General features: G+C 45.8%; 17 protein-coding genes. 10 read left to right on the top strand and 7 right to left on the bottom strand.

What is annotated here, in order from left to right; genetic code table 11:
• Window positions 1–194 (top strand): nitroreductase family protein (locus F6K37_RS20315; protein WP_287251748.1); only part of this gene is annotated, 194 nt, incomplete at its 5' end.
• Window positions 191–364, top strand: a complete 174-nt coding sequence (locus F6K37_RS20310) for a hypothetical protein (protein ID WP_287251747.1) — start codon at window positions 191–193, stop codon at window positions 362–364. The genes F6K37_RS20315 and F6K37_RS20310, both read left to right, overlap by 4 nt.
• Here F6K37_RS20310 and F6K37_RS20305 read toward each other — a convergent pair.
• A complete protein-coding gene (locus F6K37_RS20305) occupies window positions 358–648 on the bottom strand; it encodes a hypothetical protein (protein ID WP_287251746.1) in 291 nt (96 codons plus the stop codon). The two genes, F6K37_RS20310 and F6K37_RS20305, sit on opposite strands and share 7 nt — an antisense overlap.
• 322 nt (window positions 649–970) lie before the next feature.
• On the opposite strand from F6K37_RS20305, the gene F6K37_RS20300 reads away from it, so the two are divergent.
• Window positions 971–1,693, top strand: coding sequence for a pentapeptide repeat-containing protein (locus F6K37_RS20300; protein WP_287251744.1), 723 nt, complete (start codon window positions 971–973; stop codon window positions 1,691–1,693).
• Here the strand turns inward: F6K37_RS20300 and F6K37_RS20295 are convergent, their stop codons facing one another.
• Together F6K37_RS20295 and F6K37_RS20290 are read right to left on the bottom strand one after the other, a co-directional pair.
• Complete coding sequence (locus F6K37_RS20295; RefSeq protein ID WP_267871967.1) at window positions 1,694–1,822, bottom strand: hypothetical protein; 129 nt, start codon at window positions 1,820–1,822, stop codon at window positions 1,694–1,696.
• Between the two features lie 35 nt (window positions 1,823–1,857).
• The gene (locus F6K37_RS20290) at window positions 1,858–1,998 is read right to left on the bottom strand and encodes a hypothetical protein (protein ID WP_287251742.1); all 141 of its coding nucleotides are present in this window, start codon (window positions 1,996–1,998) and stop codon (window positions 1,858–1,860) included.
• A 135-nt stretch (window positions 1,999–2,133) separates the two neighbouring features.
• On the opposite strand from F6K37_RS20290, the gene F6K37_RS20285 reads away from it, so the two are divergent.
• The 3 genes from F6K37_RS20285 to F6K37_RS20275 all read left to right on the top strand — a co-directional run bounded on the left by F6K37_RS20285 (window position 2,134) and on the right by F6K37_RS20275 (window position 4,719).
• Window positions 2,134–4,017 carry an alpha/beta hydrolase gene (locus F6K37_RS20285; protein ID WP_008178327.1) on the top strand — a complete coding sequence of 628 codons (1,884 nt, stop codon included), beginning with the start codon at window positions 2,134–2,136 and terminating at the stop codon, window positions 4,015–4,017.
• Between the two features lie 153 nt (window positions 4,018–4,170).
• Window positions 4,171–4,344, top strand: coding sequence for a hypothetical protein (locus F6K37_RS20280; RefSeq protein ID WP_165691816.1), 174 nt, complete (start codon window positions 4,171–4,173; stop codon window positions 4,342–4,344).
• A gap of 114 nt (window positions 4,345–4,458) precedes the next feature.
• Window positions 4,459–4,719, top strand: coding sequence for a hypothetical protein (locus F6K37_RS20275; protein WP_008178326.1), 261 nt, complete (start codon window positions 4,459–4,461; stop codon window positions 4,717–4,719).
• 3 nt (window positions 4,720–4,722) lie between these two features.
• Here the strand turns inward: F6K37_RS20275 and F6K37_RS20270 are convergent, their stop codons facing one another.
• From F6K37_RS20270 to F6K37_RS20260, 3 genes are all read right to left on the bottom strand, one after another.
• Window positions 4,723–5,196: a hypothetical protein gene (locus F6K37_RS20270; RefSeq protein ID WP_008178324.1), complete on the bottom strand. Its 474-nt coding sequence runs from the start codon at window positions 5,194–5,196 to the stop codon at window positions 4,723–4,725.
• Between the two features lie 154 nt (window positions 5,197–5,350).
• Entirely contained in the window at window positions 5,351–5,986 is a 636-nt protein-coding gene (locus F6K37_RS20265; protein ID WP_008178322.1) for a precorrin-8X methylmutase, read from the bottom strand.
• 68 nt (window positions 5,987–6,054) lie between these two features.
• Window positions 6,055–6,258: a hypothetical protein gene (locus F6K37_RS20260; RefSeq protein WP_287251740.1), complete on the bottom strand. Its 204-nt coding sequence runs from the start codon at window positions 6,256–6,258 to the stop codon at window positions 6,055–6,057.
• Between the two features lie 428 nt (window positions 6,259–6,686).
• Between F6K37_RS20260 and bchB the strand changes: the two genes are divergently transcribed.
• The 3 genes from bchB to bchL all read left to right on the top strand — a co-directional run bounded on the left by bchB (window position 6,687) and on the right by bchL (window position 10,115).
• On the top strand, window positions 6,687–8,213 hold the full coding sequence (bchB, locus tag F6K37_RS20255; RefSeq protein ID WP_009149518.1) for a ferredoxin:protochlorophyllide reductase (ATP-dependent) subunit B: 1,527 nt from the start codon (window positions 6,687–6,689) through the stop codon (window positions 8,211–8,213).
• A gap of 48 nt (window positions 8,214–8,261) precedes the next feature.
• A complete protein-coding gene (locus tag F6K37_RS20250; RefSeq protein WP_287251739.1) occupies window positions 8,262–8,663 on the top strand; it encodes a hypothetical protein in 402 nt (133 codons plus the stop codon).
• 588 nt (window positions 8,664–9,251) lie between these two features.
• On the top strand, window positions 9,252–10,115 hold the full coding sequence (bchL, locus tag F6K37_RS20245) for a ferredoxin:protochlorophyllide reductase (ATP-dependent) iron-sulfur ATP-binding protein (protein ID WP_009149517.1): 864 nt from the start codon (window positions 9,252–9,254) through the stop codon (window positions 10,113–10,115).
• A 114-nt stretch (window positions 10,116–10,229) separates the two neighbouring features.
• Here the strand turns inward: bchL and F6K37_RS20240 are convergent, their stop codons facing one another.
• Complete coding sequence (locus F6K37_RS20240; protein WP_131826855.1) at window positions 10,230–10,409, bottom strand: hypothetical protein; 180 nt, start codon at window positions 10,407–10,409, stop codon at window positions 10,230–10,232.
• A gap of 272 nt (window positions 10,410–10,681) precedes the next feature.
• Here F6K37_RS20240 and F6K37_RS20235 point away from each other — a divergent pair.
• On the top strand, window positions 10,682–11,814 hold a 1,133-nt coding region (locus F6K37_RS20235), incomplete at its 3' end, for a ferredoxin:protochlorophyllide reductase (ATP-dependent) subunit N (protein ID WP_287251738.1).

Here is an 11,814-nt window from a genome sequence, read left to right as displayed (position 1 = left end):
GCGCTTACCGTTACTTGCACATGGATGCTGGTCATCTAGGACAGCGGCTCAATCTAGCAGCTATTTACCTTGGTTTAGGAGTAAGTGGTATTGGTGGCTTCTTTGATGACCAGGTAAATGACGTTTTAGGTATTCCTGTTGATGAAGCGGTTGTTTATATTACAACTTTGGGGCGTCCTAGAACACGGTTTTGAGGTTTCTTTCGGGAGTAGGGAATCGGGAGTCGGGAGTCGGGAGTGGGGAGTCGGGAGGGTGGGGAGTGTTGGAAGTTTGGGGAGAGGGGGAGATAGGGAGAATTGGGAGTCGGGAGTGTGGGGAGATGGGGAGAATGGGGAGATGGGGAGATGGGGAGAGAGATTATTGATGTGATCGCATCGACTCGGGAATCGGGAGTCGGGAGTCGGGAATCGGGAAATCGGGACAGAGATTATGGATGCGATCGCATCGACTCGGCAGTCGGGAGTCGGGAATCGGGAGTCGGGAGTCGGGAATCGGGAAATCGGGACAGAGATTATGGATGCGATCGCATCGACTCGGCAGTCGGGAGTCGGGAATCGGGAGTCGGGAGTCGGGAATCGGGAAATCGGGACAGAGATTATGGATGCGATCGCATCGACTCGGCAGTCGGGAGTCGGGATGCGATCGCATAATTTAATTTACCGTCCTGCCCAAATAACGCCAACCGACCCCTAGAAATACTTTAGGACTTACGCAGTAACTCTACCTGTAGGGTTTGGTGCCCAGTTTTGGGTAAGTCCTGTCCAAGTCGCTGTTTCGCCAATGTCTGGTCTTCAAACAATAGTTGCACCCAAGCCGTAATAGCTTGGGTGTGGCTTTTTAGGCCGCCATTTTATACAAAAGCTGCTGACAGTCTTAAAAATCTTAACAAAAATGTAAACTTTATTTTCGCTATGTTACATTAAATTTAATACTTTATTAAGAATTGTTACCTAGAGGACTAATCAACTACATGGCGGAACCTACCCATCTGGCTGAGCTTGAGCAGGGTCTAAAACTCTGGAATCAATGGAGAGACAATCATCCCAAACTGATCCCTGACCTGATGGAAGTAGACCTGAGTGGGCAAAACCTCAATGGTTTCAATCTCTTTCAAGCCGAGCTAATGGGATCTAACTTGAGTGGGTCATTGCTGATTTATACTGACCTGACTGAGGCTTGTGTCGTTGGGGCAATATTTGATAAAGCTATTCTTCGTCACGCTTACTTGAATAGAGCCAAGCTTACCCGTACATCCTTCCAAAGAGCAGACCTGACTATGACATCTTTGGAAGACGCTAATCTAATTAGGGTTAACTTTTCTCTGGCAGACCTTGAGGGAGCTAATCTGTTTAGAACTAACCTGATTGCTGTGAATTTCACCAAAGCCAATCTGAGTAGGGTCAACTTCACTGAAGCGGTGATGACTGGGGCTAATCTTAATGAAGCTCAACTGATTGGTAGTAATTTTGATAAAGCTAATTTAACAGGAGCAGATCTGGTGAAGGCGAATCTGAAAGGGGCTAACCTTAGTCAAGCTAATCTTAGTTATACCAACCTCAGAGAAGCTAACCTTAGTGAAACCAACCTCAGAAAAGCGAATCTTACCGGAGCTGATTTAACTCATGCCAACCTTCAGGGGGCTAATCTGATTGAAGCGGAACTTGATGGAGTGATATTAAATACGAGTATTTAGTTATTTGGGAAAGGGAGTAGGGAGTCGGGAGTCGGGAGTCGGGAGTCGGGAGTAGGGAATCGGGAGTCGGGAGTCGGGAGTGGGGAATCGGGAAGAAATAGGTGTGTCTACTTCATTAATAGTAAGCATTCAGTAGTCAGCAGTCAGCGGTCAGGAGTCAGCGGTCAGCGGTCAGCCTTTGCCTGAGCGCTGATAGCACCTAAAGTAGCACCTAAAGTAGCCCATAGGCTGATAGCTGATGGCTGATAGCTGATAGCTGATAGCGGATAACTGATAGCTAATAGCTGAGAACTGATACGCGACACGCTAATAGCTAATAGCTGATAGCTTACCCTTTAGTGCAGAAGTGCTGCAGAAAAAATATTTCGATGGGCTTGTCGAGTCTTGATTAAGTCGGCTTTGATCGAAATATCCGCACTCACATTCTGCATACATCGCTAATGATCAATTTTCAGCTGCCATGGTCTGATCGCGGCCATACCTCTGAATCTTCTGTGAAGAAAAAACACTGTAATGGTTCAATAGGTCAAATTAAAAAAATCAGACAGGGTGCTCTAGGTAGTCTCTTTGTGACTCTGTTTTGGGCAATTACCCCACCAGTTTTTGCCGCTGAGTATCTCACTCTACGCTTAGGGCCATTTGAGCAATCTGTCGCTATCAAGGAATTAGAAACGTTTGCTGAGACAGGGGAGTTATCACCAGCACTGCAACCCTATCGAGATATCCTCACGCCACAGATTCGGAAGATTTTGACCAATAGCCTCAAACTCAACCCTAAGACCACAGAAACCTTTATCAATGACCTTCTCCTCTCCAGCGATGGCGCACGGTTGTTGGACAGACTAGGGTTAGCACTCCCCGATAGTAGTTTAGAGCAATTAAAAGCTGCTCTGTTGTTAGGAGCAAGGCAAGTTAATGGTTTAAGTGTGCTGAGTTTCTTACGGGCTTACCCAGGAGAAAAGATCACTTTGGATGCTTCGTCTGCTGTTGGGATTGCCCTACAACTTAATGCCTCTTATTGGAAAAGTTTAGCAGTTGGTCCGATCTTAGAGCAAGATTTGGCTGTTGCGGACGCTGCCACCTTTCGCCCTAGATTTGACCCTGCTACTTCCGGTCCCCAATTGGTTAAACAGCGTAAACTAAGACTAAGAGACCGACAACGGCAACGTACTATTATTGTAGATCTATACTGGGCTGAGGATACCACTGGACCAATGGTAGTTCTCTCCCACGGATTTGCTGCAGACCGCAAATTTCTGAGATATTTAGCACGCCATCTAGCCTCCCATGGCCTTACTGTAGCTTCCCTAGAGCATCCTGGCAGCAACTTTACCAGGATTAACAGTTTGTCAGCACCTGGTAAACTTGGGGATTTGTTACCTCCGGGGGAGTTTATTGACCGTCCCAAAGATGTCAGCTTTCTCCTGGATGAGTTGGCTGACATCAACGATAGATATTCTACCATGCTTGGTAAACTGAATACTCAACAAGTTACAATTATTGGTCATTCCTTGGGGGGCTACACGGCTTTAGCGTTGGCTGGGGGAAAACTCAATTTAGAGGAACTGCGACGGTTTTGTAAAAATCGCTCTCCTGTGGGCAGATCCCCAGCAGATTGGTTCCAATGTGCAGCGGCTGATTTACCAGAAGACGAGGTTAATCTTACTGATCAGCGAGTGGTGCAAGCGATCGCTTTGAATAGTGTAACCGGGCGTTTGTTTGGTACTAAGGGTTTGCGTCAAGTTACTGTACCAACCTTAATGTTAACGGGCACAGAGGATGCCATTACACCAGCTCTAGACCATCAGTTACGGTCTTTTAATCAGTTGGGGGGTTCTAAGTATTTGATTAGCGCCATTGGTGGCACTCACCTCAGTGTGACTGACCCGAAGAATCTTAACGATGCGATCGCTAGAAGTACGTTAGTCAAAGAAGTGGTTGGAGACGATGCCCATAGCCTGCGGCAACTGGTCAAAGGTGTAAGTTTAGCCTTTATTAAGCAGCTAACTCCAGAAGCTGAACGCTATGAACCATTTTTAACCCCAGCCTACGCTCAATCTCTTTCGAGTCCCAAAATTTCCTTGCGTCTGAGTAAAAAATTACCCCCTACGATAGCGACTTGGTTTCAAGTTCTATCCGTGGGAAATCAGCAGGTTGCTATTAACTTTAAGGACGTAAATTATGGGTCGATCAGCTCAAATAAATTCTATTTTTATCCTAACACTAAAATGATGACTCCGAATAGTTTTTGCATTGGACAGCTGAATCAATTGTTCAATAAACTTATCAACAAGTACCGCGAAAAAGCAACTCGCATCAGTTAAGCTATATAGTTTTAGGGAGTCGGGAGTCGGGAGTCGGGAGTCGGGAATAGGGAATAGGGAATAGGGAATAGGGAGTGTGGGGAGATGGGGAGATGGGGAGATGGGGAGATGGGGAGTCAGATCAGTAGACCTCTTGCATAAGTCTCATAAACCGTGGGTGTTGACAAGGCAAAAGGCATGCATACAAAAGGGATAGATTTTGATTTCATATTTATTTTTGCAAGAGGTCTAGTTTTCCCGATTCCCGATTCCCGATTCCCTACTCCGGATTCCCGATTCCCGATTCCCGATTCCGGATTCCCGATTCCCGATTCCCGATTCCCTTAATTAATTGATAGTTGACAATTTTAAAGTTTTGTAACTTATGGCCAATATGGCAAGACTTTTCTATTAGCTATGGGGGAAGTTTATATAAACAATCAATAGAAATAAATTGGATATATGGCTATCATGGAAATCTCTGATTTAGGTTTCACCGAGAGGTTAGAGAGTGACAGCTTTGTTTCTGACAGTAGTGATCATAAAATAACTGATGTTGTCGGTGGTACAAGTCGCAGGATTCGTTGGCCTCATAATGATCAACCGCAGCAGGAGCCTACGACAATTGTGAGCATACCCATAAAATTACCGTTTTGTCCTCTTTTCTTATTTCCTGATGGCACTATCGGGCATAAGTGTTTTGATACTGATGATAGTCATTAGTCACTAAACCCAGCCAACCACATCTTTGATTTGATAGATCGCTAGCTCCCGGTCAATATGTTTCTTGGCTTTAAGAATCGGACTGTTAGGATTTTTGTACCAGCGCTGGGAGCGGAAACAAAAACCATTGGCTGTTATTACCTCCCAACTATAGCGAGTGCGATCAATCAATAACCAGATTTCATAGGAGTGATAGGTCTGTCGGGGAAATTTAAGAATACCAATTTCTAGCAGAATGCTCATGCGCATCCGCGATCGCTCTATACGTTTGAGTAATTCCAGAAAACACAATGCTGCCCGTTTAGCCGCCTCATGAGTTGGGTAACGGTAGCGATCGCGGGGTTCAAATTTGAAGTCTCGACTACTAAGGCGGAAATGAAACTTGCCTGAAGCATCTTCGACATATATCACACTCCAGGGGGTTTTCGGGTACTTTACACAAAAACCTGGAGCTATTAGTTTAACCGCAGTTGCCATCCTTATCCCTTTGCTAAACCGTTGCTGACAGGATCTTAGCCAAATTTTGATCGATCACCAACAGAGGGTTGCGGTCAATGAGCTTGACCGAAGGTGATTACCGATTACCGATTACCCGTTATTCTCGATTATTCCACAATTGGGCAACGCCCTTTTAGGCGTGTGAGAAGTCAATATCATCCTGGCCATAGGCTTGCCAAGCCAAGTCTACTAAGCCATCAACAATAGCAGCAGCCACTACCGCAGAACCCTTACGACCATCAATCCGAATGTGGGGAATCAAAGAGTCCGTCAACCGAGATTTAGCCACATCCACCTCGACAAATCCCGCAGGTACCCCAATCACCAAGGCTGGTCGAATTTCCTCTGCCTCAATCAACTCCACCAATACTGTTAAAGCTGTCTGAGCTTGACCAATCACAAAAATTCCTTCTGGATAGCGTCTAGCTAAGGTTTGCATCCCCCAGGCTGCCTTAGTCTTTTCTTTTTGAGGACGAGTGAGGGTTTCCATGCTGCAATACACAGGATTAGCAAAGGTATCTTGAATGTGGGGAGTGATCCCTACTTGTACCATTGGCACATCCACTACAATTGTGCTACGAGCAGCTAGAGCTGCTGCTCCTGCTTGTAATGCCCGCTCAGAAAAATGAATCAGAGACTTATACTCAAAGTCGGCTGTGGCATAAATCACCCGCCGCACAATCTCGTATTCCGCTGGTGAAAAGACATGCTCGCCTATTTCACGGTCAATAATTGCCAGACTTTGAGCATCAGTTATATGCCATTCCATGAGGACTCTTCAGACAAACTGGTTGTGATTATTTTGACATTATTCTGCTTGCTATAGGGGTTTTCATATTAGGGAACAGGGAATCGGGAACAGGGAATCGGGAATCGGGAATCGGGAATCGGGAATCGGGAATCGGTAACAGGCAATAGGCAAGAGGCAAGAGGCAATAGGCAAGAGGCAAGAGGCAATAGGCAATAGGCAATAGGCAATAGGCAATAGGCAATAGGCAATAGGGAAAACTGATCTGACTCCCCATCTGGCCATCTCCCCATCTGGCCATCTCCCCCCACTCCCGACTCCCGACTCCCGACTCCCGACGCCCGACTCCCTGTAACTAAAAATTAAAAATAATTGCAATTTGATTCAGATTCTTTTATATACCTAATTTATATGTTTAGCTTGGCAAGTGGATTTGGGGAATTAGATACCAGGGAAAGAACACTTATCCCTAAGGATAGTTATTACCTCGGAGTTCTGAGAAAATCTAAATCACGCTTGGGTCTTAAGGCTGTTCGCGTAGCGTGGCCAAAGGCCAAGGCTGAAGGCTGAAACCATATTGGTTGCTGAGTAACAAATCCATAAAATTGTTACATTATTGATGATTGATGATTGATGATTGATGCTTAATGCTTGATTATTGATGATTGATGCTTGATGTTTGATACTTGATACTTAATCTTTTAACAAGGGAGAATAGGATATGAAATTGGCTTACTGGATGTATGCAGGTCCTGCCCACATTGGCACACTGCGCGTTGCGAGTTCTTTTAAGAACGTCCATGCTATTATGCATGCCCCCCTAGGGGATGACTACTTCAACGTGATGCGCTCCATGCTAGAGCGAGAGCGGGACTACACTCCGGTAACTGCTAGTATTGTTGACCGGAACGTGCTAGCACGGGGTTCTCAGGAAAAAGTGGTAGACAACATCACCCGCAAAGATCAGGAGGTAAACCCTGATCTGATTGTGCTTACCCCCACCTGCACCTCCAGTATCCTACAAGAAGACCTGGAAAATTTTGTAAACCGGGCTCAGATGGATGCTAAGGCTGATGTGATGTTGGCAGATGTCAACCACTACCGGGTCAATGAATTGCAAGCGGCTGACCGCACCCTAGATCAAATTATTCAGTTCTACCTCAACAAAGCCCGCAAGAAGGGTGAGTTGCCAGAGGGCAAAACCGCAAAGCCCTCGGTTAACATCATTGGTATTTCTACCCTTGGCTTCCACAATCAACACGATTGTACTGAACTGAAGCGGCTGATGGCTGATTTGGGCATTGAAGTTAACGAAGTCATCCCAGAGGGAGCTTCTGTTCACAATCTGAAAAATCTACCTCGGGCTTGGTTTAACCTGTTGCCTTATCGGGAAATTGGCTTGATGAGTGCCCGTTACCTGGAAGAAGAGTTCTCGATGCCCTATGTCGATATTGCTCCTCTGGGTGTGGTGGAAACTGCCCGTTGTATCCGTAAAATTCAGGAAATTGTCAATGGTCAAGGTGCTAATGTCGATTACGAAGAGTACATCAACAACCAAACCCTGTACGTTTCTCAAGCTGCCTGGTTCTCTCGCTCCATCGACTGCCAGAACTTGACGGGTAAGAAGGCTGTGGTTTTCGGAGATAATACCCACGCTGCGGCTATGACTAAGATTCTGGCACGGGAGATGGGTATTCATGTGGTGCTGGCTGGTACCTACTGCAAGTATGATGCGGACTGGTTCAAGGAGCAGGTGAGCGAATACTGTGATGAGATCCTGATCAGTGATGATAATGGTCAGATTGGGGATGCGATCGCACGAATTGAACCTGCTGCGATTTTCGGTACCCAAATGGAACGGCACGTTGGTAAGCGCTTGAATATTCCCTGTGGTGTGATTGCTGCTCCAATTCATATCCAAAACTTCCCCATCGGTTATCGCCCCTTCATGGGTTACGAAGGCACTAACCAAATTGCTGATTTGGTCTACAATTCCTTCACCTTGGGTATGGAAGACCACTTGTTGGAAATCTTTGGTGGTCATGATACCAAGGAAGTGATTACCAAGGGTATCTCTGCTGATTCTGACCTGAACTGGAGTAAGGACGCTAAAGCAGAACTGAATAAGGTGCCTGGTTTTGTTCGCGGTAAAGTGAAGCGCAATACTGAGAAGTTTGCTCGTGAGCGTGGCTTTAGTGAAATCACTCTTGAAGTGATGTATGCCGCTAAGGAAGCTGTAGGGGCTTGAGGTTAATACAGCTTTAACCTGAATCAGGGGAGATGGGGAGATGGCCAGATGGGGAGATGGCCAGATGGGAACCCACCCCTAGGGCGTGTCTTCAAACTCCGAGTACCCCCGTTTCCCTTAAAAAAGGGGGACTTTGAGTATGGCTCCCCCCTTAATAAGGGGGGCTGGGGGGGATCTAATATCTTGCGGAAAACTTTGAAAACACACCCTAACCCCTCCCAGGAGGGGAATATGGGGAGATGGGGAATCAGATCAGTTTTCCCGATTCCCGATTCCCGATTCCCGATTCCCGACTCCCGATTACCGATTACCGATTACCGATTCCCGATTCCCTACTCCCTACCGATTCGATTACCGATTCCCGATTCCCGATTCCCGATTCTTTGTACCTCTTTCAAATTCTGTGACTCTATCGACGAAGATTGCGGTGATTGCTCCGAAAAAATTTAATTATTATTTACAAAAAACTTCAATAGCAAGACCCGCCTATTGCTTCTGGTGGGTCTTGATGATTTTGCCCAGCCATGCTCTATGGTGAGCAACCTTAACTCTTACAGGATTTACCCATTTTCCCATAAATCCCCCAAACTTAGGGGACTTTTTGAGTAGTACCCCCGCTTAATCCAGGCTGGTGATTTACTATTTTTGTTTATTGTAATACTTTTTCGTAAAAATTTTTATAAAAATAATTATTTAAATATTAAATTTAATAAATAAGATTTAAAGTGCTTTATATAATCGCTTAAGTTTAAAGACGTTGATTTAAACTAATTTAAAGGCTATATCCATAAAAAAGACCATGTATTTTATGGTGCAGTTCGTGAATAATGCAATAAGCGCCGAAAGCCAAGCAATCTACCGCTGGCTTTAGGGTCCCTCGCTGAATCACTGCCTGAGGTGCGACCCAAGGGCGATTTACTCGCCCTAGGAGGCGCGCACCTAAGATAAATCAAGCATAATTGCTGAAATTTGGCTTTCGGCTGGCTTAGGGGCAAAGACAACATAAGAATTTTTATCTGAAACAGGAGATAAGTAAAGGTGAAACTTTCAGTTTATGGAAAAGGTGGTATCGGTAAGTCCACAACTAGCTGTAATATCTCAGTTGCCCTAGCTAAGCGGGGTCGAAAGGTGCTGCAAATTGGCTGTGACCCGAAGCATGACAGCACATTCACTCTGACTGGTTTTCTGATTCCTACCATTATTGATACCCTTCAGGAAAAGGATTACCACTACGAAGATGTCTGGCCTGAAGATGTGATTTACAAGGGTTATGGTGGTGTTCATTGCGTAGAAGCTGGTGGTCCTCCGGCTGGTGCGGGTTGCGGTGGCTATGTGGTTGGTGAAACTGTAAAGCTGCTCAAGGAACTGAATGCTTTTGATGAGTACGATGTGATTCTGTTTGACGTTCTGGGTGATGTAGTCTGTGGTGGTTTTGCTGCTCCCCTGAACTATTCCAACTATTGCATGATTGTGACGGATAACGGTTTCGATGCGTTGTTCGCTGCTAACCGGATTGCTGCTTCTGTTCGTGAAAAAGCTCGCACTCACCCGCTGCGTCTGGCTGGTCTGATTGGCAACCGCACCTCTAAGCGCGACTTGATCGATAAGTATATCGAAGCTGTGCCGATGCCAGTGCTGGAAATTCTGCCACTAATTGAGGACATTCGTGTCTCTCGGGTTAAGGGCAAAACGATTTTTGAAATGGCAGAAACTGACCCTAGCCTGGAACCTGTTTGCCAATACTATCTCAACATTGCTGACCAAATTCTGGCACAGCCTGAGGGGGTTGTACCTCAAGATGCACCTGACCGGGAGTTGTTCTCTTTGCTGTCTGACTTCTACCTCAATCCTCAAACCCCAGCAGTGACTGAGGAAGAAGAATTAGACCTGATGATGGTGTAAGCAAAGGTTAGGAGGTTAGGAGGTTGTTCGCGTAGCGTGGCCAAAGGCCAAGGTTAGCAGGTTGAAAGAAAGGTTGAAGGTTGAAAGTTAGCAAGTTGAAAGAAAGGTTGAAAGTTAGCAGGTTGAAGGTTGAAAGTTAGCAAGTTGAAAGAAAGGTTGAAGGTTAGCAGGTTGAAAGTTAGCAGGTTGAAAGTTAGCAGCTTGAAGGTTAGCAGGTTGAAGGAAAAGTTGAAAGTTAGGAAGTTGTTCGCGTAGGGTGGCCGAAAGGCCAAGGTTGAAAGTTATAACAGTCAACCTTAACCCTTCAACAGTAAACAGTAAACCTGAAAACACTAAGCCTGAAAACCTTCAACAGTCAACCTTCAACCTTCAAGCCTGAAAACCTTCAACCTGCTAACCTTCAACCTAACCTTCAACCTAACCTTCAACCTTCAACCCTTCAACATTCAACCTTCAACATTCAACATTCAACCTTCAACCTTCAACCTTCAACCTTTAAAACCTTCAACCCTTCAACCTTTAAACCCTTAAAACCGACGAGAGAAACCAGGAGAGGAGAATTTTAAATGACTGTTGCTGAAACCCCTCAAGCCCTAGATTTTGAGTGCGAAACTGGGAATTACCATACCTTTTGTCCGATTAGCTGCGTGGCATGGCTTTACCAAAAGATTGAAGATAGCTTCTTTTTGGTGATTGGTACTAAGACTTGTGGCTATTTCCTCCAAAATGCGATGGGGGTGATGATTTTTGCTGAGCCACGCTATGCCATGGCGGAGTTGGAAGAAGGGGATATTTCCGCTAAGCTGAATGATTACGAGGAACTGAAGCGGTTGTGTTTGCAGATTAAACGCGATCGCAATCCTAGTGTGATTGTCTGGATTGGTACCTGCACTACGGAAATTATCAAGATGGATTTGGAAGGCTTGGCTCCCAAGCTGGAATCTGAGATTGGGATCCCGATTGTGGTGGCTCGTGCTAATGGCTTAGACTATGCTTTCACCCAGGGTGAAGATACTGTGTTGGCCGCTATGGCTCACAAGTGTCCGAAGGAAGCACCCCAGGTGGAAGAGGAGAAACAAGAGCGGAATGCGATCGCAAAACTCCTCAACTTTGGACGCCAGAAAGAAGAGGTGGCTGCGGAAGAGTCAGAGTATGCGGATCATCCACCCCTAGTGTTGTTTGGCTCCCTACCTGACCCGGTTGTGACTAACCTCACCCTAGAGTTGAAGAAGCAGGGGATTAAGGTGTCTGGTTGGTTGCCTGCTAAGCGTTACACGGAATTGCCAGTAATAGAAGAAGGTTACTATGTTGCTGGGGTGAATCCTTTCCTAAGCCGCACTGCGACTACTCTGATGCGCCGCCGCAAGTGTAAGTTAATTGGCGCACCTTTCCCCATTGGTCCGGATGGCACTCGGGCTTGGATTGAGAAAATGTGTTCTGTGTTTGGTATAGAACCAAAAGGCTTGGCAGAACGGGAAGCTAAAATTTGGGAAAGCTTGGAGGATTATATCCAGCTGTTGCGTGGTAAGTCTGTATTTTTCATGGGGGATAACTTACTGGAAGTTTCCTTAGCTCGTTTCCTGGTTCGTTGCGGTATGACTTGCCATGAAATCGGTATCCCTTACATGGATAAGCGTTATCAGAAAGCTGAGTTAGCTCTGTTAGAACAGACTTGCCACGAAATGGGTGTACCAACTCC

The sequence above is a fragment of the Moorena sp. SIO4E2 genome (assembly GCF_010671945.1).
Classification (GTDB): domain Bacteria; phylum Cyanobacteriota; class Cyanobacteriia; order Cyanobacteriales; family Coleofasciculaceae; genus Moorena; species Moorena producens.
This window is presented reverse-complemented; position numbering and strand designations above follow the sequence as displayed.